Genomic DNA, 25,181 nt, shown 5'->3' on the forward strand with positions numbered 1-25,181 from the left:
CGACATGGTGCGCCACGCGCCGTCGTGGCGATCGCGGGCGTGCCGTGGCGATCGTCGTCGAATTATCGGCGCCCGCCGGCGCGCATCATGTGCGTTCGGACGGATCGGTCTTGTGCTGCGCGCGGCCGCGGATTTCCGGCGCGAGCTGCGCGAAGATCCACGCGGACGCCGCGGTGATGATCCCGACGCAGACGAAGGTCGCGTGAAACGCCGGCAGCGTGTTGCTCGGCGTCACCGTGCGCAGCATCCCGGTGAAGGTGGCGAGCAACGCGCCCGCGACCGTGACGCCGAGGCTCATCGACAGCATCTGCACGAGCGAGAACAGGCTGTTGCCGCTGCTGGCGCCGCCGGTGCCGAGATCCTTCAGCGTCAGCGTGTTCATCGCGGTGAACTGCATCGAGTTGAAGCCGCCGAACAGCGCGAGGTGGACGACCTTCACCCAGACCGGCACCGTGTCGCGCATCAGCGCGAAGCTCGCCATCATCACGCCGACCATGATCGTGTTCACCAGCAGCACCTTGCGGTAGCCGTGCCGGGTGATCAGCTGCGTGATGATGGGCTTCGAGAACATGCCCGCGGCGGCGACCGGCAGCATCATCAGCCCGGCCTCGAACGCGGAATAGCCGAGGCTCACCTGCAGCAGCAGCGGGATCAGGTACGGCATCGCGCCGCTGCCGATGCGCGCGAACAGGTTGCCGAGCAGGCCGACGCTGAACGTGTGGATCCGGAACAGCTCGAGCGAGAAAATCGGCTGCGGCGCGCGCACCGCGTAGAGCCCGTACGCGACGAAGCACGCGAGGCTCAGGATCAGCAGCACGAGCACCGCCGCGTGCTGCATGCCGAGATCGGCGAGGCCGTCGAGCGACAGCGAGATCGCGACCATCCCGATCGTCAGCAGCAGATAGCCCTTCAGGTCGAAGCGGCCGACGGCCGGATTGCGCGAATCGGGCATCGAGTAGAACGTCGCGACGCAGCCGGCGATGCCGACCGGCACGTTGATCAGGAAGATCCAGTGCCACGACGCGATCTTCACGAGCCAGCCGCCGAGCGTCGGGCCGATCAGCGGGCCGATCAATCCCGGAATCGCGACGAACGACAGCGCGGGCAGATAGCGCTCGGCCGGAAAGGTGCGCAGCACCGCGAGCCGCCCGACCGGCAACAGCATCGCGCCGCCCACGCCCTGCACGACGCGGAACACGACGAGTTGCGACAGCGTATGCGCGTTCGCGCACAGCAGCGAACCGAGCGAGAACACGAGGATCGCGCTGAAGAACACGCGGCGCGTGCCGAACGTGTCGGCGAGCCAGCCCGACACGGGGATCATCACGGCCATCGTCAGCGAATACGCGATCACGACCGACTGCATCCGCAGCGGCGATTCGCCGAGGCTCACGGCCATCGACGGCAGCGCCGTGTTGACGATCGTCGCATCGAGCGTCTGCATGAAGAAGCCCGTTGCAACGAGCCAGAGCATCACGGTGAGGTTCTTTTCGCCGGGAGCGGCGGCGGGCGGGCGCTGGAACATGGAGTGGACCGATGGTGCGGGACAGCCGCCATTGTAGGGAAAGCCGCCGCACCCCGCAGAACGGGGCAGCCGCCGCAGCAGCGTCGAACGGACGCTCGTGCGCCGGCGCGCCGGTACAGTTCAGCCGAAACTGTCCGCAGGCGTATCTGTCGGCGTCGTGCCCGGCTCCGGAATACTGGAGCCATCGAAACCACGCGGACCGGAGGCGACCATGCGCGAACTGCGACTCTACGAAATGGACGGCAACGAACCGGCCGCGCGGTGGCGCATCGTCGATCGCACCGACCTGCACGTCGCCGACGGCGACCTGTGGGTGACGATCGAGGGCCGCCCGGCCGATTACTGGCTGCACGCCGGCGAATCGCTGGCGCTGCTGCCCGGCATGCGCGTGTGGGTCAGCGCGGCGGCCGGCGGTGCGGTGTTCGCGTTCGGTCCGCAGGCCGCGCGCGCTCGTCAGGCCGTGCCGCTCACGTGGCGCTGGCTCGACGCTGCGCGCGGCCGCGTGGGTCAGCCCGGCGCGTCGCTGCCGACGTAACGCGCGCGCGGCCGGATCAGCTTGCCGTCCGCATACTGTTCGATCGCATGCGCGATCCAGCCGGCCGTGCGGCCGGCCGCGAACAGCGTGAAGGCGGCGCCTGCGGGCAGCGCGAGCGTGCGCTCCAGCACCGCGAGCGCGAAATCGATCGTCGGCCGCAGGCCGGTCGCCGCCTCGACGCGAGCGGCCAGCGCGCCCGCTGCGCGCAGCGGCTGCCGTTCGGGCTGCGTCGCGCAAAGCGCATCGAGCAGCGCGCGTGCGCGCGGATCGCCGTCGGGATAGAGCGGATGCGCGAAGCCGGCCAGCGCCGTGCGCGCGCCCTCGCTGCGCTCGTCGCGCGCGAGCCGCTGCGCGAGGTAGCGATCGAGGTCGGCGGCGTGCGCCGCTTCGTCGAGCAGCGCACCGGCGCGCAACGTCTCGCCGCCGTGCCGCGGGCCCGACAGTGCGGCGAGCCCGCCCGCGATCGCGCCGAACAGATGGGTGCCCGTCGACGCGATGCAGCGCACCGCGAAGGTCGACGGGTTCAGCTCGTGGTCGGCGCACAGCACGAGCGCACGGCGCAGCAGATCGGCGTCGGCGCGCCGCCGGATGCCCCACGCGGCGGCGAGCTGCCGATGCACGGGCGCGTCGCGCGGCGCGACGCCGGCCAGCGCCGCGGCCGTCACGCGCAGCAGCAGCGCGGCGGTGTCGAGTTGCGCGTCGCATCCTGGCGCCCACCGGCCGGGCAGCGATGCGGCCGCGGCCGGCAGCAGCACCAGCGTGCGCTCGAGCGGCGCGAGATGCGCCCAGCGGCGCGCCCAGTCGCTCCATTGCGCGGCGTCGAAACCGGTCGACGCGAGCGACGCAGCGGCAAGCCGCGCCGGCGCGCAATCCCATAGCCGCGCGGCCGCTTCTTCGAGCGTCGCGTCGTGGGCGAGCGTGAGCGCATCGATGCCACGATAGTAGAGGCGGCCATCGGCGATTTGCGTGATCCTCGATTCGAGCACGGGCACACCCCAGTCGAGCGAGCGCTCGGCGACGCCGCCCGCGCGCTTCGCATCGGCGCGGCGGCGTGCGAGCAGACGCACTTCGTCCGCATCGTAGCGGCGGCGCTTGCTCGCGCCGTCCGGCAGCGAGCGCAGCAGGCCGCGACTCACGTACGCATAGAGCGTGCTGATGCTGACGCCGAGAATGTCCGCGGCTTGCGGCGCGCTGAGAGACCTCATTCGATCACTCCTGTCGGTGCGCATGAAGCGCGGCCCGGCTACAACTATTCGTTATGCGTTGATTCGCGCAATCAAGATTGATCGCGTCCGTCGCGAATTCTAGACTCGATTCCGTTTTCCCAACGGCGCACTCGCACGATGACACCCGAACTTGCATTGACCCGTTTGTGGCAACTCGCACACGGCGAGCCCGACGCACTGGCTCGCGTGACCGTGACCGGGCAGGACCCGACGTTGCCGTCCACCTTCCACGTCGGCACGCTGGCCGCGGCGACGATCGCGGCGGCGGGGCTCGCGGCCGCCGAATGTCATCGGCTGCGCACGGGCGTCGCGCAGCGTGTCGACGTGTCGCTGCGCGACGCGCTCGTCGCGTTCCGCAGCGAGCGCTATCTGCGCGTCGACGGCGGGCCGCCGCCGGAGCCGCGCCATCCGGTCACCGGCTTCTATGCGACGCGCGATGCGCGCTGGATCCAGTTGCACGCGAACTTCCCGCACCATCTGCACGGGATTCTCGACGTGCTGGGCTGCGGCCCGCAGCCCGATGACGTCGCCGCGGCGATTCGCACCTGGGACGGCGCGGCGCTCGATACCGCGCTGGCCGAGGCCGGCCTGTGCGCGGCCTTGATCAGGAGCGCAGACGAATGGGCCACGCACGAGCAGGCGCGCGCGCTTGCGGCGCTGCCGTTGTTCGAGATCGAGCGGATCGGCGACGCGCCGGTCGAGGCGATCGGCCGCGGCGAGCCGGACCGGCCGCTCGCCGGCGTACGCGTGCTGGACCTCACGCGCATCATCGCGGGGCCGGTCGCCGGCCGCACGCTCGCATCGCACGGGGCGCAGACGCTGCTCGTCAACGGCCCGCACCTGCCGAACATCGCGTCGCTCGTGATCGACAACGGGCGCGGCAAGCGCTCGACGTGGATCGACCTGCGCGACGCCGCAGGCGCCGCCGCGCTGCATGCGCTGGCGTGCGACGCGGACGTGTTCGTGCAGTCGTACCGCCCGGGCGCGCTAGCGGCACGCGGCTTCGCGCCCGAGGCGCTCGCGCAGCGGCGGCCGGGTATCGTCTGCGTGTCGGTGTCCGCGTACGGGCATGCGGGGCCGTGGTCGAAGCGGCGCGGCTTCGACAGCCTCGTGCAGTCGGCGAGCGGCATCGCGTGGCAGGAGCAGCACGCGGCCGGTGCGGCGAGCCCGCGCCATCTGCCGTGCCAGGCGCTCGACCACGCGACGGGTTATCTCGCGGCGTTCGGCGCGATGATCGCGCTCGCGCGGCGTGCGACGCAAGGCGGCAGTTGGCACGTGCGCGTATCGCTCGCGCAGACGGGGCGCTGGCTGCAATCGTTCGGTGTCGTGCCCGACGGCCTGCAAGCGCCGGAGTTCGCGCCGGACGACGTGCGCGACCGGCTGGAGCGGATGGCGTCGCCGTTCGGCACGATCGATGCCGTGCGTCCGGCCGAACGCCTGTCGGCGACGCCGCCGCGCTTCAAGCAACCGCCGGTGCCGCTCGGCAGCGACGACGCGCGCTGGCTGTGAGCCAAGGCGGCGCGCCCCGCGCTACCTGCGCAGTTCGACGACGAAGTCGTAGTAGTCGTTGCGGCAGTAGGTGTCGGTCAGCTCGATCGCGCGCTGGTCGGCCGTGTAGCCGATGCGCGTGATCAGCAGCAGCGCGTCGTGCGGCGCGATGCCCATCTGCTGCGCGATCTCGTCGCTCGCGTTGACCGCGCGGAAATGCTGCAGCGCGCGCACGATCGGCGTGCCGCGTGCTTCGAGATAGCTGTACAGCGAACCGCTGATCGCCTGCGGATCGGGAATCAGCGTGGCCGGAAACGTCGAGTTCTCGACGGCCATCACGATGCCGTCGGCGAGGCGCAGGCGCTTGAGCCGCGTGACCGATGCGGCCGGCGACAGGCCGAGCTGGATCACTTCGTCGCGGTTCGCCGGCTGGATCTCGCGCTCGAGCCATTGCGAGCTCGGCTTGAAGCCGCGGCGCTCGAGCATCTCGCTGAAGCTCGACAGCCGCGACAGCGGATCCTCGTAGCGCGGCTGGATGAAATTGCCGGCGCCCTGCGTGCGGCGGATCAGCCCTTGCTCGACCAGCAGCGCGATCGCCTTGCGCGCGGTGATGCGCGACACGCCGAGCGCTTCGGACAGCACGCGCTCGGACGGCAGCGCCTCGCCGGCCGCCCAGCGGTTGTCGTGGATCGCGTCGCCGAGCTTGCGGGCGAGCTGCAGATAAAGCGGCGTGTCGTTGTCGGGGTCGGGGCGCAGGTCCTGCCAGCGGTCGTCCGTGGGTGCCTTCATGGAATGGGTATCGATCAGGTTGCCGGCCATTCTAAGTCAACATGCGGTGCCGTTATAACGGGATTTTGCCCAGTAACAGGCGGGCCGCGCGGCGATTGACTACACTGGCCCATGCGTCGGCCGCGGGGTGCGGCCGACTATCCGCAGCGAGGAGCGCATGACAGACACGATCGCCACGGTCGTCCTGCCGAACGGTGAGACGATTCCGAAGCTCGGCCTCGGTACTTGGGAAATGGGCGAGCGGCCCGCCCGGCGCGCGGACGAGATCGCCGCGCTGCGCGAGGGCATCGCGCTCGGGATGACGCTGATCGACACCGCGGAGATGTATGGCGACGGTGCGACCGAGGAATTGGTCGGCGACGCGCTCGCCGGCCTGCGCGACGATGTCTTCATCGTCAGCAAGGTGTATCCGCATCATGCGAGCCGGCGCGGCGTCGTCGCTGCGTGCGACGCGAGCCTGAAGCGCTTGCACACCGATCGCATCGACCTGTACCTGCTGCACTGGCGCGGCTCGGTGCCGCTCGACGAGACGGTCGACGGCTTCGAAGCGCTGCGGCGCGCCGGCAAGATCCGCCATTGGGGCGTCAGCAATTTCGACACGTCGGACATGGCCGAACTCGTCGACGACGCGGGCGGCGGCGCCTGCGCGACCAACCAGATCCTGTACAACCTGGCGCGCCGCGGTCCGGAATTCGATCTGCTGCCGTGGCTGCGCGAGCGCCGGATACCGGCGATGGCGTACAGCCCGGTCGATCACGGACGGTTGCCGAAGCATTCGCCGCTCGACGAGATCGCGCGGCAGCGCGGCGTGTCGGTCATGCGCGTCGCGCTTGCATGGGTGCTCGCGCAGCCGCAGGTGATCGCGATTCCGAAGGCGTCGCGGATCGAACACGTGCGCGACAATCGTGCGGCGCTCGATCTCGTGCTGAGCGTCGACGAGCGCGCGCAGCTCGACGCGTACTTCCGTCCGCCGCGCAGCAAGCGCGCGCTCGAAATGCTCTGAAGCGATCGCGGGATGCGGTGCGCCGGTTGGTGGCGCCGCGGTTGCCGTTGTCGTTCGTTGCTGCGCACACGGACCGCCGTGTACCGCGCAGCTGGCGAGCCTCGCGCCATCGATCGACTACGCGCCGATATGCCGCACGACAGCGCCGGAAACACCGTCGCCGGTGTGCGCTCTGTTGCCGCGATGAAGCGTCCGACTCCGTTCAGCGCGCCGTCGTGTCGGCCGCGCGCGGCCAGCGATGACAGAGGATCGACGCGACCCAGGCGACGACGAACAGCGCGACGATCCCGTAGCCGAGCGCGCCGAAGTGCTGAGCGACCGCATCGAGCCCATCGCGCACGGGGCCGGTCAACGACAGCTTGTCCGCCAGCAGGCCGGCCGCCTCGATCCCGCCGACCGCCAGTGCCACGACCGCCGACACCAACGTGATGCTCGCGTTGTAGAGCAGCTTGCGTTGCGGGTCGTCCATCGCCCATCCGTACGCATGCATCATCAGCACGTTGTCGGTCGAGTCGATCAGCGTCATGCCGGCCGCGAACAGTGCGGGGAACAGCATGACCGCATAGACCGGCAGCGCGTGACTCGCGTGTGCCGCCGCGATCGCGAGCAGTGCGATTTCCGTTGCGGTGTCGAAACCGAGTCCGAACAGCACGCCGACCGGATACATGTGCCAGCTCTTCGACACGAACCGGAACAGCGGGCGCAGCAGCCGCGCGACGAAGCCGGCCGGGCGATGCGTATGCGTGCCGCCGTGCGCGTGACCGGGCGCGTGACCGGGCGCGCGGCGATAGCGCCGCCACACGTCGCGCAGGATCGCGAGGTTCATGCATGCGAGCACCAGCAGGAAGGCCGCCGACACCGCGGTGCCGAGCGTGCCGCCGAGTTCGCGGAACGCGTCGAAGCGCTCGCGCATCGCGAACGCGGTCAGCGCGACGCCGAGCGTCGCGGCGACCACGATCGTCGAATGGCCGAGCGAGAAGAACAGGCCGACCGTGACCGGCCGCCGGCCGTCGTGCATCAGCTTGCGGGTCGCGACGTCGATCGCCGCGATGTGATCGGCATCCACCGCATGACGCAGCCCGAGCCCGTACGCGACGGCGGCGGTGCCGAGCAGCAGCGGATGGTCGCGCAGCATCGCGAGCGCCCAAACCCAGACGGCCAAGTTGGCGGCGATCAAGCCCGCATACAGCATCAGCAGGCGGCGCAGGGCAGGGGTCGGCGGCATCGCGGCGTTTCCTTCGGACGAATCGAGCGCCGATTGTGTCACGCGAAAAAGTCGCCGGGTTCGCGGGTCGAAAACGCATGCCTGCGCGCGGACGAAAAAAAGCCCGTCCGGATTCGGACGGGCTGGACGGATTGCTGATTGCGGATGGCAGCTTGCCGCGCGGCGGCGCGCGCCGCCCCGCGCTTACTTCGTTTTCGCGTTGATCACGGCTTCCGACACGTTCGCCGGCGTTTCCGCGTAGTGCTTGAACTCCATCGTGTAGGTCGCGCGGCCCTGCGTCGCCGAGCGCAGCGACGTCGAGTAGCCGAACATCTCGGCGAGCGGCACTTCGGCGCGCACCAGCTTGCCGCCGCCGCCCGCGATGTCCTCCATCCCCTGCACGATGCCGCGGCGGCTGGAGAGGTCGCCCATCACGTTGCCCATGAAGTCCTCGGGCGTCTCGACCTCGACGGCCATCATCGGCTCGAGCAGCACCGGCTTCGCGCGGCGCATCGCTTCCTTGAACGCCATCGAGCCGGCCATCCGGAACGCGTTTTCGTTCGAGTCGACGTCGTGGTACGAGCCGAACACCAGATGCACCTTCACGTCGACGACCGGGTAGCCCGCGAGCACGCCGCTCTTGAGCGTGTCGACGATGCCCTTGTCGACGGCCGGGATGTATTCGCGCGGAATCACGCCGCCCTTGATCTCGTCGAGGAACTCGTAGCCCTTGCCGGGATTCGGTTCGAGCGTGATGACCGCGTGGCCGTACTGGCCGCGCCCGCCCGACTGCTTGACGAACTTGCCCTCGACGTCGGTCGCCGTGGTGCGCACCGTTTCGCGATACGCGACCTGCGGCTTGCCGACCGTCGCCTCGACGCCGAATTCGCGCTTCATCCGGTCGACCAGGATTTCGAGGTGCAGCTCGCCCATCCCGGAGATGATCGTCTGGCCCGATTCCTCGTCGGTCTGCACGCGGAACGACGGGTCTTCCTGCGCGAGACGGTTCAGCGCGAGGCCCATCTTTTCCTGGTCGGCCTTCGTCTTCGGCTCGACGGCCTGCGAGATCACCGGCTCCGGGAACTCCATCTTCTCGAGGATGATCGGCTTGGCCGGGTCGCACAGCGTATCGCCGGTGGTCGCTTCCTTCAGGCCGACCGCCGCCGCGATGTCGCCCGCGCGCACCTCCTTGATTTCCTTGCGCTCGTTCGCGTGCATCTGCAGGATCCGGCCGAGCCGCTCCTTCTTGTCCTTGGTCGCGTTCAGCACGGTGTCGCCCGACTCGACGACCCCCGAATACACGCGGAAGAAGATCAGCTGGCCGACGAACGGGTCGGTCATGATCTTGAACGCGAGCGACGAGAACGGCTCGTCGTCGCTCGGATGACGTTCCGCAGGCTTGTCCGGATCGGCGAAGTCGTGGCCGAGGATCGCGGGCACGTCGACCGGCGACGGCAGATAGTCGATCACCGCGTCGAGCATCGCCTGCACGCCCTTGTTCTTGAACGCGCTGCCGCACAGCATCGGCACGATCTCGTTGGCGATCGTGCGTTTGCGCAAGGCGCCCTTGATCTCGTCCTCGGTCAGCGATTCATGGTCGTGCAGGTACTTCTCGAGCAGCTCCTCGCTCGCTTCCGCGGCCGCCTCGACCATCTTCTCGCGCCACTCGTGCGCGAGCTCGACGAGATTCGCCGGGATGTCCTCGTACGTGAATTTCACGCCCTGGCTTTCGTCGTCCCACACGATCGCCTTCATCTTGACGAGGTCGACGACGCCCTGGAAATGATCTTCCGCGCCGATCGGAATCTGGATCGGCACGGCGACGCCCTTCAGGCGCTCGCCGATCTGCTTCTGCACGCGGAAGAAGTCCGCGCCGATGCGGTCCATCTTGTTGACGAACGCGATGCGCGGCACCTTGTACTTGTTCGCCTGACGCCACACCGTTTCGGACTGCGGCTGCACGCCGCCGACCGAGTCGTAGACCATGCACGCGCCGTCGAGCACGCGCATCGAGCGCTCGACCTCGATCGTGAAGTCGACGTGCCCGGGGGTGTCGATGATGTTGATGCGGTGTTCCGGATAGTTGCCGGCCATGCCCTTCCAGAAGGCCGTGGTGGCGGCCGACGTGATCGTGATGCCGCGTTCCTGCTCCTGCTCCATCCAGTCCATCGTGGCCGCGCCGTCGTGCACTTCACCGATCTTGTGGCTCACGCCGGTGTAAAACAGGATGCGCTCGGTCGTGGTGGTCTTGCCGGCATCGATGTGAGCGCTGATCCCGATATTGCGATAGCGCTCGATGGGGGTTTTGCGGGGCACGTGAACCTCCTGGTGGTTCGGATCGTAAGCGGGCCGGCAGATATGGCGGCCCGGACTGGAACTAGCGAGATTTAAAGGATAGCGCTTGTCCGTGGCTTTTGCAGATGCGGTCGGCGGCGGCCGAATCAAGGCGAAGGCCGGCGGGCGGCGCAAAAAAAGCCGGTGCGCCACGGGCGACCGGCTTGGTTCGATGCGCGGCGGTGCCGCCGCCGATGTATTACGGGGCCTTGGGCAGCCCGTCGAGCTTCATGCCCGGCTTGATGCCTTTCGCCGCGAACCAGCCCTTGCTCATTTCGAGCGCATAGACGCCGTTGTTGCGCGGGCAGTGGTTGTCGGTCGTCTCGGCCTTCATCTCGTCGATGTCGGTGACCGTGCCGTCGGCGCGGATGAACGCGATGGACAGCGGGATCAGCGTGTTCTTCATCCAGAAGCAGTGCACGGCGTTCTCGTTGAACACGAACAGCATGCCTTCGTTCGGCGCGAGCTGCGAGCGGTACATCAGCCCCTGTTCGCGATCGGCGTCGTTGGCGGCGACGGCCGCGTCGATCACGTACATGCCGGCGCGCAGCTTCACGCGCGGGAACTCGCTCGGCTGCTTCGCGCCGGGCGGCACCTGGGCGTGGACGGTCTGCATGCCGAGCGCGAGCACGGCGAGCGCGGCGGGAAACACGGCGGCGCGCGCAAGGCGGCCGAGCGACGAGCGCAGGGAGAGTCGCACAGCAAGGCTCCTATCGGGAAAACGAGACCCGCATGGTACGCGAAGCGTAGCGGCGGGCACAAAAGGAAAAAGGCAGATCGCCTCGCGGTGATCTGCCTTTCAACGCCGTAAGAACGGCAAGACTGCGTGTTCTTGACTGCGTTATTACAGCAAGCTTGCTTAGTTCGAAGCAGCTGCCGGAGCTTCGGCTTCGCTAGCTGCCTTCTTAGCTGCGTGGTGCTTCTTCTTTGCGTGGTGCTTCTTGGCAGCGTGCTTTGCCGGTGCCGAAGCAGCTGCCGGAGCAGCAGCCGAAGCAGCTTCCGGAGCCGAAGCTTGTGCGAAAGCAGCCGTTGCGAAGAGGCCAGCGACCAGAGCGGCGATCAGTTTGTTCATGTTGTGTTCCTCAGCTTTAGTTAATTAACCAAATGACCCGGCATAGGAGTCATGACGTCTAACGGTGCCATCCACCTTTCGGTTGACAGACGCTTCGAGAAATTTCTCATTGCGCTGCGGGCGCCGAATCGTATTCGAAGAAAACGTCACTTTCGTGACGCAAACGCGTAAATAACGGCTCGGCTGCCAATGCCGGATAGCTCAGGGTGGCATCTGCGTGGTTTAACGCGCGATCTTCGCGGGCGGTTGACGAAACAGATGACGAAAAAATCGACGATCGGCTTTCGGCCCAGCCGAGCCTTCAGTCGGCACGTGCGAAACCGTCCCACGGCGCTCGCGGCGGCAGCTCGATTGTTTCGCCCGGTGCAATGCCGAGCGCGAATATGTCCAGCACGCCGATGCCGACGCGCACGAGACGCAACGTCGGGAAGCCGACCGCGGCCGTCATCCGGCGCACCTGGCGGTTCTTTCCTTCCGTGATCGCGAGTTCGATCCACGTGGTCGGGATCGCGGCGCGGTAGCGGATCGGCGGCGTGCGGGGCCACAGCGCGGCGGGCGGCTCGATGAATTCGGCGCGGCACGGGCGCGTCACATAGTCGCCGAGATCGACGCCGCGCGCGAGCGCCTTCAGGTCGGCCGCGTCCGGCGCGCCGTCGACCTGCGCCCAGTAGCGCTTGACGAGCTTGTGGCGCGGCTCGGCGATGCGCGCCTGCAGTGCGCCGTCGTCGGTGAGCAGCAGCAGCCCTTCGCTGTCGGCGTCGAGCCGGCCGGCCGCGTACACGCCGGGCGTTTTTACCCAGTCGCCGAGCGACGGCCGCGTCTCGTGCGCGGAAAACTGGCAAATCGTGCCGAACGGCTTGTTGAGGGCGATCAAGGTCATGGCGGGGCGGCCCGCGGCCTGTCGTGCGCAAGGCGCGGGCGGCGCGGCGGGCGGTCTATGGCAAATGGCGGAATCTTAATGCATAATACGGAACGGCAAGTCCTCTGTCTTATATAAGACATAAGGGAAGACTTGATACGCAGCGTCGCGCTTCGTGCCGCCGGCCGCGGTTGGGGCGCTAGAATAGCGGCTCGCTGTTGCCGTCACGACGGTGGCAAGGGCCACCCGCCGCGCGCGCAGTTTCGACCAGCATCACCTGCTCAGCCACGTCACTGGAGTCGATCATGCCGTATCAGCACATCAAGGTTCCGGAAGGCGGTGACAAGATCACCGTCAACAAGGACTTCTCGCTCAACGTTTCCGATCAGCCGATCATCCCTTACATCGAAGGCGACGGTACCGGCTTCGACATCACGCCGGTGATGATCAAGGTCGTCGATGCGGCGGTCGCGCATACGTACAAGGGCAAGCGCAAGATCCACTGGATGGAGATCTTCGCCGGCGAGAAGGCGACGAAGGTGTACGGCCCGGACGTATGGCTGCCCGACGAAACGCTGCAGGTGCTGAAGGAATACGTCGTTTCGATCAAGGGGCCGCTCACGACGCCGGTCGGCGGCGGCATCCGCTCGCTGAACGTCGCGCTGCGCCAGGAGCTCGACCTCTACGTGTGCCTGCGCCCGATCCAGTATTTCAAGGGCGTGCCGTCGCCGGTGCGCGAGCCGCAGAAGATCGACATGGTGATCTTCCGCGAGAACTCGGAAGACATCTACGCGGGCATCGAGTGGGCGGCCGGCTCCGAGCAGGCGAAGAAGGTCATCAAGTTCCTGCAGGACGAGATGGGCGTGAAGAAGATCCGCTTCCCGGAAACCTCGGGGATCGGCATCAAGCCCGTGTCGACCGAAGGCACCGAGCGTCTCGTGCGCAAGGCGATCCAGTACGCGATCGACAACGATCGCAAGTCGGTCACGCTGGTGCACAAGGGCAACATCATGAAGTTCACGGAAGGCCTGTTCCGTGACGCCGGTTATGCGCTCGCGCAGAAGGAATTCGGCGGCGAGCTGATCGACGGCGGCCCGTGGATGCGCGTGAAGAACCCGAAGACGGGCGCCGAGATCGTCATCAAGGATTCGATCGCCGACGCGTTCCTGCAGCAGATCCTGCTGCGTCCGGCCGAATACGACGTGATCGCAACGCTGAACCTGAACGGCGACTACGTCTCCGACGCACTGGCCGCGCAGGTCGGCGGGATCGGGATCGCGCCGGGTGCGAACCTGTCGGACTCGGTCGCGATGTTCGAGGCGACCCACGGCACGGCGCCGAAGTACGCGGGCAAGGACTACGTGAACCCGGGTTCCGAGATCCTGTCGGCCGAAATGATGCTGCGCCACCTCGGCTGGACGGAAGCGGCCGACACGATCATCGCCGCGATGGAGAAGTCGATCCTGCAGAAGCGCGTCACGTACGACTTCGCGCGTCTGATGGAAGGTGCGACGCAGGTGTCGTGCTCGGGCTTCGGCGACGTGCTGATCGAGAACATGTAAGCGCCCCTCGCGGGCAGGCCGGCGCATGTCGGCGGCCCCGGCGCCTACTGCCGGCGTCGGGGCGTTTCACGAACGGCAGGTTTGTTGGCAGGACGGTCCGGCATGCGGGCCGCGGCGCCGCGAAGCGGCGTGCATGCCCTGCAAGGTAGAACATGACGGCCCTCGCAACACCACCGCCCGGCTAGCCGGCGCGCTCCTTTCGCGATCCACCCGGTCGCTCCCCCGCCGGTTACCGCCGGCGCTATTCAGCCCCAAATTTTCACGTAGCAACGCATCGACCATGTCCACTTCGCCCAAGATCATCTACACCCTCACCGACGAAGCGCCCGCGCTCGCGACCTACTCGCTGCTGCCGATCGTCAAGGCCTTCACGCACTCGTCGGGCGTCGCCGTCGAAACGCGCGACATCTCGCTCGCCGGCCGCATCATCGCGGCATTCGCCGACGTGCTGCCGCCGGAGCAGAAGGGTTCCGACGATCTGGCCGACCTGGGCCAGCTCACGCTGAAGCCTGAAGCGAACATCATCAAGCTGCCGAACATCAGCGCATCGGTGCCGCAGCTGAAGGCGGCGATCGCCGAACTCCAGGCTCAGGGCTACAAGCTGCCCGCCTATCCGGAAGAGCCGTCGACCGACGAGGAAAAGGCGGTCAAGGCCCGTTACGACAAGATCAAGGGCAGCGCGGTGAACCCGGTGCTGCGCGAAGGCAACTCGGACCGCCGCGCGCCGCTGTCGGTGAAGAACTACGCACGCAAGCATCCGCACAAGATGGGCGCATGGAAGCCCACGTCGAAGTCGCACGTCGCGCACATGACCGACGGCGATTTCTACGGCAGCGAGAAGTCGGCGCTGATCGCCGACGCCGGCAGCGTCAAGATCGAACTCACGACGACCGACGGCGTGAAGAAGGTGCTGAAGGAAAAGACGGCCGTGAAGGCCGGTGAAGTCATCGACGCATCGGTGATGAGCCGCAAGGCGCTGCGCAGCTTCATCGAAGCGCAAATCGCCGACGCGAAGGCGCAGGACGTGCTGTTTTCGGTGCACCTGAAGGCGACCATGATGAAGGTCTCGGACCCGATCATGTTCGGCCACTTCGTGTCGGTGTTCTACGGCGACGTGCTCGCGAAGCACGCCGACGTGCTCGCGCAGGCCGGCTTCAACCCGAACAACGGGATCGGCGACCTGTACGCGCGCCTGAAGGACCTGCCGGCCGATACGCGCGAAGCGATCGAAGCCGACATCAAGGCCGAGTACGCGGTGCGCCCGCGCCTCGCGATGGTCAACTCGGACAAGGGCATCACCAACCTGCACGTGCCGAGCGACGTGATCGTCGACGCGTCGATGCCGGCGATGATCCGCGATTCGGGCGGCATGTGGGGCGTCGACGGCCAGCTGCACGACGCGAAGGCCGTGATTCCGGACCGCTGCTACGCGGGCGTCTATCAGGCGGTGATCGAGGACTGCAAGCAGCATGGCGCGTTCGACCCGGTCACGATGGGCAGCGTGCCGAACGTGGGCCTGATGGCGCAGGCGGCCGAGGAGTACGGTTCGCACGACAAGACGTTCCTGATCCCGGCCGACGGCGTGGTGCGCGTCACCGACGAAGCCGGCAACGTGCTGCTCGAACATGCGGTCGAGTCGGGCGACATCTGGCGCATGTGCCAGACGAAGGACGCACCGGTGCAGGACTGGGTCAAGCTCGCGGTCAACCGCGCGCGCGCGACCGGCGCACCGGCCGTGTTCTGGCTCGACCCGGTGCGCGCGCACGACGCGCAGATCATCGCGAAGGTCGAGCGCTACCTGAAGGATCACGACACGAACGGCCTCGATATCCGCATCATGACGCCGGTCGACGCGACGCGCTTCTCGCTCGAGCGCATCCGTGCGGGCAAGGACACGATCTCGGTGACCGGCAACGTGCTGCGCGACTACCTGACCGACCTGTTCCCGATCATGGAACTCGGCACCAGCGCGAAGATGCTGTCGATCGTGCCGCTGATGGCCGGTGGCGGCATGTTCGAAACGGGTGCGGGCGGTTCGGCGCCGAAGCACGTGCAGCAGTTCGTCGAAGAAGGCTTCCTGCGCTGGGATTCGCTCGGCGAATTCCTTGCGCTGGCTGCATCGCTCGAGCACCTCGGCAACGCGTACCACAACCCGAAGGCGCTGGTGCTCGCGAAGACGCTCGATCGCGCGACCGGCAAGTTCCTCGATGAAAACCGCTCGCCCGCGCGCAAGGTCGGCGGCATCGACAACCGCGGCAGCCACTTCTACCTGTGCATGTACTGGGCGCAGGCGCTGGCGGAGCAGACCGAGGACGCAGCACTGAAGGCGCAATTCGAAGGCGTCGCGAAGTCGCTCGCCGACAACGAAGCGCGCATTCTGGAAGAACTCGGTGCGGCGCAGGGCAAGGCGCAGGCGATCGGCGGCTACTACCGTCCGGACGTCGCGCTGACGAGCCAGGCGATGCGTCCGAGCGCGACGCTGAACGCGATCGTCGACGCAGTCGCCTGACAGCGGCCGCATCGCGGCGACGGCAGCAGCCTGCGCGGCTCGCCGTCGCGCCGAACATGAAAACGCCCCGGTCGCCCGGGGCGTTTTGCGTTGCGGGGCGTTCATTCAGACGTGAACGATTTCCCATTCGGCGATTTCGTGCGGCACTTCGAGCGTGGCCGTGTCGAGGTCGGACAACTGCTCGCAGTCGCCGCGGGAGATGTGGTCGGCTGCGACTTCGGGGCACGAGAACGCGCCGAGCCGAGCGTTGCCGAAGCTGGCTTCCCAGCCGCCGTTGCCGGGCAGGATATAGAACGACCCGAGCGCCGAACCAAAGCGAAATCCCTTCATTTCCGTTCTCCCTATCTGATTGCAAGCGATTCTGTTGAGACGTCTGCCGGTTGGTCCGACTGTGGCCCGACGGGTGGTCCGTGTCGGGTGCCGTGTCGAACGTCGCGGCGAAGCGTCAGTGCATGGAACAAAGTCTACGTCTGCGGCCGCGTCCGATGGTGCGCGTAGAGTGCTTTTTCGAGAGAAAAATATTGCTTTATAAACATTGGCTTACGTCGTGTGTTTTGTATTGCGGAACGATTTTTGGCATCGCGAAACAGCGAATTTGTGCCCTGCACCACGAATTTTTATAACGCAAGGCGTTGTTCCGCATCGTGAAAAATTGGCGGATTTTCGACAGGGCGCGCCTGTCGCGCGGGTTAGGCCGGTAGATACAACCGGCGAACGCTGTGTCGATTGCGCATAGCGTGTGGTGTGGCCGGGCTCGTTGGAGCGGGGTCTGGAGCGCGTCGGGGCGTCGGGAATCGCGCGCAGGCGCCGCTCGAGGCAGGCGAGTCATGCGAGCCCCCGAGCGCTGCGGCGTATTGACGCGGGCAGGCCCTTGGCGGCCCGCGCTGCGCCGTCGCCCGAGGCTGCGGTTATGATGGCGCGGCCATCCGGTTTCTCGTCGCGGCGGGTCCATTACGCACCGGCGGCACCGGCGGCACCGGTGTCGCGGCGGCCGCGCGATACAGCACCCATAACGAGGAACGATTGATGATACGGAGAACCTTCCTGTCGCACGCGATCGGTGTCGCAGCCGCATCGCTGTTTGCACGCAGCGCGTGGGCGCAGCATGCCGCTCATGCGGGCATGGCCGGTATGGAACCGATGGACGACATGCCCGGCATGGCGGGGATGGCGGATCACGCGCAGCACGCGAAGCCGGCACCGGCCGCGCTCGCGGCCGCCGACGCGCTGCCGGCCGGCGCGCCGCTCGCACCGCTGCGCACGCTCGCGAACGAAAGCGGCGAAGCCGGCACGTTCCGCGCGACGCTGGTCGCGCAGCCGGTCGCGCGTCCGATGTTGCAACATACGCATCCGACGACCTTCTGGCAGTTCGGCGCGGGCACTGCCGGGCCGGTGGTCGGCCCGCTGATCGACGTGCACGAGGGCGACACCGTCGAAATCCGCTTCGTGAACAAGCTGCCGCAGCCGTCGACGATCCACTGGCACGGCCTGCCGGTGCCGCCCGAGCAGGACGGCAACCCGTCGGATCCGGTCGCGCCGGGCGCGTCGCGGGTCTATCGCTTCACGCTGCCGAAGGGCAGTGCGGGCACGTACTGGTATCACCCGCATCCGCACATGATGACGGCCGAGCAGGCGTTTCGCGGGCTGGCCGGTCCGTTCATCGTGCGTGCGGCCGACGATCCGCTCGCCGGCTGGCCCGAGCGCCACCTGTTCGTGTCGGATCTGAAGCTCGCGAGCGACGGCTCGATTCCGCCGAACGACATGATGGACTGGATGAACGGCCGCGAAGGCCAGTTCGCGCTGGTCAACGGCGCGCGCCGGCCGCGCATCGACGTCGCGGGCGACGAGCGCTGGCGGGTCTGGAACGCCTGCAGCGCGCGCTACGTGTGCGTCGCGTTCGACGACGGACGCGCATTCGAGCATGTCGGCACCGACGGCGGGCTGTTCGAAACGCCGCGTCGCGTGACGTCGCTGCTGCTGGCTCCGGGCGAGCGCGCGGAACTGCTGGTGCGGGCCGGCGATCGCGCGTCACGCGCCGTGCTGCAGGCGGCCGAATACGATCGCCGCAAGATGGCGATGTCGCACGACGGCGGCCGCGGCAGCCTGCCGCCCGATCCGGCGCTGCCGCTGGCCGACGTCACGTTCGCGCCGGCCGCCGCGCGGGCGCTGCCGGCCACGTTGCGCGCCGTGCCCGCGCCGGGCGAGCCGGTGGCGGACAAGGACGTCGCGCTCGGCGAGGCGATGGACATGAACGCGATGATGAGCGGCCCGGCGCACGGCCGGCCGGCCGGGATGCGCTTCATGATCAACGGCGCGACCTACGCGCCGCACCGGGCGACGCTGACGAGCCGGCGCGGCGAACTCGAGCGCTGGACGATCCGCAACACCACCGACATGGATCATCCGTTCCACTTGCACGGCACGCAGTTTCAGGTGACCGAACGTGCATCCGGCGGCACGCGCACGGCCGAGCCGTTCCGTGCCTGGCGCGATACGGTGAACGTGCGCAGCGGCGAAACCGTCACGCTACTGGTGAAGCAGGACATGCCCGGCGAGCGCATGTTTCACTGCCATATTCTGGAGCACGAGGACCTGGGCATGATGGGCACGCTGAAAGTCGTGTAACGGCGAATCATTTTGTTTCACGCGTATGAACGCATTCGATTTGCGTGTACGCGTGGACAATGCGCGTTCAATTATTGGGATTGAACGAAAAGGCCGGCCAATCGAATTAACGATTGGCCGGCCTGAAAAAAAGAAACCCGGCGCAATGCCGGGTTTCTTCGTCCGATATCCGGTGCCCTTACGCGGCCTGGATGTTCGACGCTTGCTTGCCCTTCGGCCCTTGAACGACCTCGAAGCTTACCTTCTGGCCTTCCTTCAGGGTCTTGAAGCCCTGCATGTTGATGGCCGAGAAGTGCGCAAACAGATCTTCACCGCCCTCGTCGGGAGTGATGAAACCGAAGCCCTTCGCGTCGTTGAACCACTTAACGATACCAGTTGCCATTTCCTACTTCCCCTGTCACACAGTCGCTGCTACTTACCACGAGCACGCTCGAAAAGCTAAACGACCGTAAATACAGCCGTTCCCCCCTCACAAGCTCACCTTCGGCCCTTTTCATTTCGCCAGCCGGCGAATGAAAAAAGGTGCCAGCTTGATTGTTGGCGCTCTTTATTTGAGTGTCAAGCGGAATTTTTAGACGTTTGGAGGGACGTTGTAAAGAACCCATTTTCAGGGTTTTTCCGGCTTTGCTTCGCAGCATGCCGCCGAGCGCGCGCACTTGAAAAGTCGCATAATCGGTTCATATACCAGGCTCGAGTGACACGCGATCGAGTCGTCCCGGCTTGTGGGATACTGGATGCGGATGCGACGGTCCGGTGCGGTTTCCTCCTGACGGTTCGTGTTCCGCGCCACGCGTGAAAGCCGGCACCGCAGCCGGCTTTCGTATGGCACGAAGACGATCGCGCGTCGTCGGGAACCACGAAGGGCGCCGGCCTGTCGGTCGGGTAATGGCAGGATTGCGGGCCTGTCCGAGTTGTTTAGAATGGGTGTATGGCGATTATCCCGGACAAGCAGGACAGCACCGTCCTGGAACGCAAGCAGCAGAAGCTCAAGCCGCCTTCGATGTACAAGGTGGTGCTGCTCAACGACGACTTCACGCCAATGGAGTTCGTCGTCATGGTCGTCCAGGAGTATTTCAAGAAGGATCGCGAGACGGCCACGCAGATCATGCTGAAGGTCCATCGCGAAGGGCGAGGGGTATGTGGGGTCTATACGCGGGACATCGCGTCGACCAAGGTTGAGCAAGTCGTTACCCATGCGCGGCAGGCCGGGCATCCGCTGCAGTGCGTGATGGAGGAAGCATGATTGCCCAGGAATTGGAAGTCAGCCTGCACATGGCGTTCATGGAAGCACGTCAGGCGCGCCATGAATTCATTACGGTAGAGCACCTGTTGCTGGCCCTGCTGGATAATCCGACGGCAGCCGAGGTGTTGCGCGCGTGTGCGGCCAATATCGAGGACTTGCGTCAGAACCTGCGCAATTTCATCCACGACAACACGCCGACCGTGCCGGGCACCGACGATGTCGATACCCAGCCGACGCTCGGTTTCCAGCGCGTGATCCAGCGCGCGATCATGCACGTCCAGTCGACGTCGAACGGCAAGAAGGAGGTCACCGGCGCGAACGTGCTGGTCGCGATCTTCGGCGAGAAGGATTCGCATGCCGTCTATTACCTGCAGCAGCAGGGCGTGACGCGTCTCGACGTGGTGAACTTCATTTCGCACGGCATCGCGAAGACGAACGGCGGCGAAGCCGCGAAGTCGACCGACGGCAATGCGGAAAGCGAAGACGCGAACGCGCAGAAGGAAACCCCGCTCGCCCAGTTCACGCAGAACCTGAACCAGATGGCGAAGGACGGCCGCATCGATCCGCTGATCGGCCGCGAGCCGGAGGTCGAGCGTGTGGTGCAGGTGCTGTGCCGTCGCCGCAAGAACAATCCGCTGCTCGTCGGCGAAGCCGGCGTCGGCAAGACGGCGATCGCCGAAGGGCTCGCCTATCGCATCACGCGCGGCGAGGTGCCGGACATTCTCGCGAACGCGCAGGTGTATTCGCTCGACATGGGCGCGCTGCTCGCGGGCACCAAGTATCGCGGCGACTTCGAACAGCGTCTGAAGACGGTGCTCAAGGAGCTCAAGGAGCGTCCGCACGCGATCCTGTTCATCGACGAGATCCACACGCTGATCGGCGCGGGCGCCGCGTCGGGCGGCACGCTCGACGCGTCGAACCTGCTGAAGCCCGCGCTGTCGTCGGGCACGCTCAAGTGCATCGGCGCGACCACCTTCACCGAATATCGCGGCATCTTCGAGAAGGATGCGGCGCTGTCGCGGCGCTTCCAGAAGGTCGACGTGTCGGAGCCGACCGTCGAGCAGACGGTCGCGATCCTGCGCGGGCTGAAGTCGCGCTTCGAGGAGCATCACGGCGTCAAGTATTCGTCGGGTGCGCTGTCGGCCGCGGCCGAACTGTCGGCGCGCTTCATCACCGACCGCCATCTGCCCGACAAGGCGATCGACGTGATCGACGAAGCGGGCGCCGCGCAACGCATCCTGCCGAAGTCGAAGCAGAAGAAGACGATCGGCAAGAGCGAGATCGAGGAAATCATCTCGAAGATCGCGCGCGTGCCGGCCCAGAGCGTGTCGCAGGACGACCGCAGCAAGCTGCAGACGCTCGATCGCGACCTGAAGAGCGTCGTGTTCGGCCAGGATCCGGCGATCGACGCGCTCGCGGCGTCGATCAAGATGGCGCGCGCGGGCCTCGGCAAGATGGACAAGCCGATCGGCGCGTTCCTGTTCTCCGGCCCGACCGGCGTCGGCAAGACCGAAGTGGCGCGCCAGCTCGCGTTTACGCTCGGCATCGAGCTGATCCGCTTCGACATGTCGGAATACATGGAGCGTCATGCGGTGAGCCGTCTGATCGGCGCGCCGCCGGGCTACGTCGGGTTCGACCAGGGCGGGCTGCTGACCGAAGCCGTCACGAAGAAGCCGCATTGCGTGCTGCTGCTCGACGAAATCGAGAAGGCGCATCCGGACATCTTCAACGTGCTGCTGCAGGTGATGGACCACGGCACGCTGACGGACAACAACGGCCGCAAGGCGGATTTCCGCAACGTCATCATCATCATGACGACGAACGCGGGCGCCGAGTCGATGCAGAAGGCGACCATCGGCTTCACGACGCGGCGCGAGACGGGCGACGAGATGAACGACATCAAGCGCCTGTTCACGCCGGAGTTCCGCAACCGTCTGGACGCGATCATCAGCTTCCGCTCGCTCGATGAGGAAATCATCATGCGCGTGGTCGACAAGTTCCTGATCCAGCTCGAGGAGCAGCTGCACGAGAAGAAGGTCGATGCGCTGTTCACCGACGCGCTGCGCAAGCATCTGGCCAAGCACGGGTTCGACCCGCTGATGGGCGCGCGGCCGATGCAGCGGCTGATCCAGGACACGATCCGTCGTGCGCTGGCGGACGAGCTGCTGTTCGGCAAGCTGGTGGCGGGCGGTCACGTGACGGTCGACGTCGACGAGAACGACAAGGTGCAGTTGTCGTTCGACAAGCTGGCGAATCCGCCGCACAAGCCGAACGAAGAGACGGTCGAAGTCGAGTAAGCGATAATTGGCAGTTCATGCGAACGGCGCGGGAAGTTCTCCGCGCCGTTTCGTTTTATCCGGCGCCAGCGGCGCCACGGCGGTGCAGGGGAGTGGTAACGCAGTGACACGACAACAACGATCGTTCGACAACATCGTCGCGCGCGAACAAGGGTTGCGCCACGCGCTCACATCGGGGCAGATGGCGATGATCGCGATCGGCGGCGCGATCGGCACGGGGCTGTTCCTCGGCAGCGGGTTCGCGATCGGACTCGCAGGCCCGAGCGTGCTGGTTTCGTATGCGATCGGCGCGCTGATCGCGCTGCTGCTGATGGGCGCGCTCGCCGAAATGACGGTCGCGCATCCGACGGCCGGCTCGTTCGGCGCCTATGCGGAGCACTACGTCGGCCCGCTCGCGGGCTTTCTGGTGCGCTACGCGTACTGGTTCGCCGTGGTGTTCGCGATCGGCACCGAGATCAGCGCGATCGCCGTGTTCATGAAGTACTGGTTTCCCGCCGTGCCCGGCTGGTACTGGGTGATCGGCTTCTCCGCGCTGCTGATCGCCGTGAACCTCGCGAGCGTCACGTTGTACGGGTCGGTCGAATACGCGTTCTCGCTGCTGAAGATCGCGGCGATCATCGTGTTCATCGTGCTCGGCGCCTATCTGGTGTGGTCGGCGCCGCCGGCGTCCGGCATCGGCTTCGCGAACTACACCGGCCACGGCGGCTTCATGCCGAAAGGGCCGTGGGGCACCTGGGTCGCGGTGATCGTCGCGATCTTCAGCTACATGAGCATCGAGGCGGTCGCGATCGCGGCCGGCGAGGCGCGCGATCCGCAGCATGCGGTCACGCGCGCGTTCCGCTCGACGGTATTCCGGCTCGTGCTGTTCTATCTGCTGACGCTGGCGCTGATGCTCGCGATCGTGCCGTGGACGCAGGCCGGCACCGACGAAAGCCCGTTCGTGAAGGTGATGGCCGCGACGCACGTGCCTTACGCGGCCGGCGTGATCAACTTCGTGCTGTTGATCGCGGCGCTGTCGGCGATGAACAGCCAGCTCTACGTGACGACGCGGATGATGTTCAGCCTGTCGCGCGCGCGGCTCGCGCCGGCGGTGTTCGGGCGGGTGGGCGACAACGGCGTGCCGCGTGCGGCGCTGTGGATCTCGACCAGCGGCGTCGCGGTCGCGGCCGTGCTGGTCGCGCTTTCGCCCGGCACCGCGTTCACCGTGATGATGGCGATCGCGATGTTCGGCGCGCTGTTCACGTGGCTGATGATCTTCGTCACGCACCTGCGCTTTCGTGCGCGCTACCGCGGCCCGGCGCTCGCGTTCCGCATGTGGGCGCATCCGTTCGGCAGCCTGCTCGGTGCGGCGCTCGTCGGCGCGATCCTGCTCACGACCGCGTTCACGCACGCATTCCGGATGACGATGGTGGTCGGCGTCGTGTTCGTCGTGCTGCTGACGCTCGCGTACGCGCTGCATTACCGGCACCAGCACGCGCGGTGATGCATGGCGGCACGCGGCCGGGCGCGCCGGCGAGCCGCTAAGCTTGCGTTAAGCCGGCGGCGCGTACAGTCGAACCCGTTCGCGATTCAGGGCCGCCTGGCGGCCCATCGCCATTCGCAAAGGGGTTCGGATGAAGAAGCTTCCTGAAATCACGCTCGCGTTCTGGATCATGAAGATCTGCGCGACGACGCTCGGCGAAACGGGCGGCGACCTGCTGTCGATGACCCTCGACGTCGGCTACGCGGCAAGCTCGCTGCTGCTGCTCGGTTTCTTTCTCGTCACGCTCGGCGCGCAGCTGCGGGCCACGCACTATCGCCCGGCGCTCTACTGGGCCGTGATCGTCGCCACCAGCACGGCCGGCACGACGATGTCCGACTTCATGGACCGCACGCTCGGCCTCGGCTACGCAGCCGGCTCGTCGATTCTCGTCGCGATCCTGCTGGCGACTTTCGCGGTGTGGCGGCTCAGCGGCGAATCGCTTTCGGTGGACCTGATCCGCACGCGTCGCGTCGAGCTGCTGTACTGGGTGGCGATCCTGTTCTCGAACACGCTCGGCACCGCGCTCGGCGACTTTCTCGCGGACAGTTCGGGCCTCGGTTTCGGCGGCGGCGCATTGCTGATCGGCAGCCTGCTCGCGGCGATCGTGCTCGCGCGCTATCTCACCCGCGTCTCCGGCGTGCTGTTGTTCTGGGCGGCGTTCGTGCTCACGCGTCCGTTCGGCGCGACGCTCGGGGACTGGCTCACGAAACCGGCCGCCAAGGGCGGCCTGGCACTCGGCACGGTCGGCTCGTCTGCCGTATTGCTCGGCGTGCTGGTCGCGATGGTGATCTACGCGAGCATCGCGCAGGCGCGGCGCCGCGAGCGGACACCCGTGCGCATCGCGCAAACGGCCGGCCGCTGAGCGGCACCCGGAAAAGCAAAAGGGCCCGCGCGGCCCCTTTTCGATGCGGCGCGGCTCAGTGCCGGCCGGTGCTGCCGAAGCCGCCTTCGCCGCGCTCGCTTTGCGCGAAGTCGTCGACGATGTTGAACTGCGCCTGCACGACCGGCACGATCACCAGTTGCGCGAGCCGTTCGAACGGGTTCAGCACGAACTCGCTCTGGCCGCGGTTCCACGTCGACACCATCAGCTGGCCCTGGTAGTCGGAATCGATCAGGCCGACGAGGTTGCCGAGCACGATCCCGTGCTTGTGACCGAGGCCCGAGCGCGGCAGGATCAGCGCCGCATAGCCGGGGTCCGCCAGATGGATCGCGAGGCCGGTCGGCACCAGCGTGGTTTCGCCCGGTTGCAGCGTGACGGGCGCGTCGAGGCACGCGCGCAGGTCGAGGCCTGCGCTGCCGGTGGTTGCATAGGCGGGCAGGTAGTCGCGCATGCGCGCGTCGAGAATCTTCAGATCGAGTTTCATGCGGTGGTCGAGTCGTTCGGTAGG

General features: G+C 66.8%; 21 protein-coding genes. 10 read left to right on the plus strand and 11 right to left on the minus strand.

What is annotated here, in order from left to right; all coding sequences use genetic code 11:
* Positions 1-85: 85 nt before the first annotated feature.
* Entirely contained in the window at positions 86-1,525 is a 1,440-nt protein-coding gene (gene mdtD / locus AK36_RS16710; RefSeq protein ID WP_045578842.1) for a multidrug transporter subunit MdtD, read from the minus strand.
* 211 nt (positions 1,526-1,736) lie between these two features.
* Between mdtD and AK36_RS16715 the strand changes: the two genes are divergently transcribed.
* On the plus strand, positions 1,737-2,060 hold the full coding sequence (locus AK36_RS16715) for a DUF2917 domain-containing protein (protein ID WP_014723505.1): 324 nt from the start codon (positions 1,737-1,739) through the stop codon (positions 2,058-2,060).
* On the opposite strand, the gene AK36_RS16720 is transcribed toward AK36_RS16715, so the two are convergent.
* Positions 2,033-3,265: a citrate/2-methylcitrate synthase gene (locus AK36_RS16720; RefSeq protein ID WP_045578843.1), complete on the minus strand. Its 1,233-nt coding sequence runs from the start codon at positions 3,263-3,265 to the stop codon at positions 2,033-2,035. The genes AK36_RS16715 and AK36_RS16720 overlap by 28 nt on opposite strands.
* A 138-nt stretch (positions 3,266-3,403) precedes the next feature.
* Between AK36_RS16720 and AK36_RS16725 the strand changes: the two genes are divergently transcribed.
* Complete coding sequence (locus AK36_RS16725; protein WP_045578844.1) at positions 3,404-4,795, plus strand: CoA transferase; 1,392 nt, start codon at positions 3,404-3,406, stop codon at positions 4,793-4,795.
* Positions 4,796-4,816: 21 nt separating this feature from the next.
* Here AK36_RS16725 and AK36_RS16730 read toward each other — a convergent pair whose 3' ends face one another.
* A complete protein-coding gene (locus AK36_RS16730; protein WP_034192708.1) occupies positions 4,817-5,563 on the minus strand; it encodes a GntR family transcriptional regulator in 747 nt (248 codons plus the stop codon).
* A 157-nt stretch (positions 5,564-5,720) separates the two neighbouring features.
* Between AK36_RS16730 and AK36_RS16735 the strand changes: the two genes are divergently transcribed.
* On the plus strand, positions 5,721-6,566 hold the full coding sequence (locus tag AK36_RS16735; RefSeq protein ID WP_011885789.1) for an aldo/keto reductase: 846 nt from the start codon (positions 5,721-5,723) through the stop codon (positions 6,564-6,566).
* A gap of 202 nt (positions 6,567-6,768) precedes the next feature.
* Here the strand turns inward: AK36_RS16735 and AK36_RS16740 are convergent, their stop codons facing one another.
* The 5 genes from AK36_RS16740 to AK36_RS16755 all read right to left on the minus strand — a co-directional run bounded on the left by AK36_RS16740 (position 6,769) and on the right by AK36_RS16755 (position 12,056).
* Positions 6,769-7,791: a HoxN/HupN/NixA family nickel/cobalt transporter gene (locus AK36_RS16740; protein ID WP_045579434.1), complete on the minus strand. Its 1,023-nt coding sequence runs from the start codon at positions 7,789-7,791 to the stop codon at positions 6,769-6,771.
* Positions 7,792-7,974: 183 nt separating this feature from the next.
* Positions 7,975-10,086 carry an elongation factor G gene (fusA, locus tag AK36_RS16745; RefSeq protein ID WP_034192633.1) on the minus strand — a complete coding sequence of 704 codons (2,112 nt, stop codon included), beginning with the start codon at positions 10,084-10,086 and terminating at the stop codon, positions 7,975-7,977.
* 217 nt (positions 10,087-10,303) lie between these two features.
* A complete protein-coding gene (locus AK36_RS16750; RefSeq protein WP_014723499.1) occupies positions 10,304-10,804 on the minus strand; it encodes a DUF192 domain-containing protein in 501 nt (166 codons plus the stop codon).
* Between the two features lie 159 nt (positions 10,805-10,963).
* Positions 10,964-11,176: a hypothetical protein gene (locus tag AK36_RS31225; protein WP_072465376.1), complete on the minus strand. Its 213-nt coding sequence runs from the start codon at positions 11,174-11,176 to the stop codon at positions 10,964-10,966.
* A 301-nt stretch (positions 11,177-11,477) separates the two neighbouring features.
* On the minus strand, positions 11,478-12,056 hold the full coding sequence (locus tag AK36_RS16755) for a pseudouridine synthase (protein WP_011885785.1): 579 nt from the start codon (positions 12,054-12,056) through the stop codon (positions 11,478-11,480).
* A gap of 284 nt (positions 12,057-12,340) precedes the next feature.
* Here AK36_RS16755 and icd point away from each other — a divergent pair, with 284 nt between their 5' ends.
* Positions 12,341-13,597, plus strand: a complete 1,257-nt coding sequence (icd, locus tag AK36_RS16760) for an NADP-dependent isocitrate dehydrogenase (protein WP_011885784.1) — start codon at positions 12,341-12,343, stop codon at positions 13,595-13,597.
* 280 nt (positions 13,598-13,877) lie between these two features.
* A complete protein-coding gene (locus tag AK36_RS16765; RefSeq protein ID WP_014723497.1) occupies positions 13,878-16,106 on the plus strand; it encodes an NADP-dependent isocitrate dehydrogenase in 2,229 nt (742 codons plus the stop codon).
* Between the two features lie 105 nt (positions 16,107-16,211).
* On the opposite strand, the gene AK36_RS16770 is transcribed toward AK36_RS16765, so the two are convergent.
* Positions 16,212-16,436, minus strand: a complete 225-nt coding sequence (locus tag AK36_RS16770; protein WP_011885782.1) for a hypothetical protein — start codon at positions 16,434-16,436, stop codon at positions 16,212-16,214.
* A 696-nt stretch (positions 16,437-17,132) separates the two neighbouring features.
* Here AK36_RS16770 and AK36_RS16775 point away from each other — a divergent pair.
* Complete coding sequence (locus AK36_RS16775; RefSeq protein ID WP_045578845.1) at positions 17,133-18,731, plus strand: multicopper oxidase family protein; 1,599 nt, start codon at positions 17,133-17,135, stop codon at positions 18,729-18,731.
* A gap of 178 nt (positions 18,732-18,909) precedes the next feature.
* Here the strand turns inward: AK36_RS16775 and AK36_RS16780 are convergent, their stop codons facing one another.
* On the minus strand, positions 18,910-19,113 hold the full coding sequence (locus tag AK36_RS16780) for a cold-shock protein (protein ID WP_004196460.1): 204 nt from the start codon (positions 19,111-19,113) through the stop codon (positions 18,910-18,912).
* A 546-nt stretch (positions 19,114-19,659) separates the two neighbouring features.
* Here AK36_RS16780 and clpS point away from each other — a divergent pair.
* From clpS to AK36_RS16800, 4 genes are all read left to right on the plus strand, one after another.
* On the plus strand, positions 19,660-19,974 hold the full coding sequence (clpS, locus tag AK36_RS16785) for an ATP-dependent Clp protease adapter ClpS (protein ID WP_006398529.1): 315 nt from the start codon (positions 19,660-19,662) through the stop codon (positions 19,972-19,974).
* Positions 19,971-22,271, plus strand: a complete 2,301-nt coding sequence (clpA, locus tag AK36_RS16790) for an ATP-dependent Clp protease ATP-binding subunit ClpA (protein WP_011885780.1) — start codon at positions 19,971-19,973, stop codon at positions 22,269-22,271. The genes clpS and clpA overlap by 4 nt, the downstream gene beginning before the upstream one ends.
* 103 nt (positions 22,272-22,374) lie before the next feature.
* Positions 22,375-23,754: an amino acid permease gene (locus AK36_RS16795; RefSeq protein WP_045578846.1), complete on the plus strand. Its 1,380-nt coding sequence runs from the start codon at positions 22,375-22,377 to the stop codon at positions 23,752-23,754.
* A 130-nt stretch (positions 23,755-23,884) separates the two neighbouring features.
* A complete protein-coding gene (locus AK36_RS16800) occupies positions 23,885-24,655 on the plus strand; it encodes a COG4705 family protein (RefSeq protein WP_011885778.1) in 771 nt (256 codons plus the stop codon).
* Positions 24,656-24,710: 55 nt separating this feature from the next.
* Here the strand turns inward: AK36_RS16800 and dut are convergent, their stop codons facing one another.
* On the minus strand, positions 24,711-25,157 hold the full coding sequence (gene dut, locus AK36_RS16805) for a dUTP diphosphatase (protein WP_011885777.1): 447 nt from the start codon (positions 25,155-25,157) through the stop codon (positions 24,711-24,713).
* Between the last annotated feature and the right edge of the window lie 24 nt (positions 25,158-25,181).

Origin of the sequence: Burkholderia vietnamiensis LMG 10929 (assembly GCF_000959445.1) — a bacterium.
Lineage (GTDB): Bacteria > Pseudomonadota > Gammaproteobacteria > Burkholderiales > Burkholderiaceae > Burkholderia > Burkholderia vietnamiensis.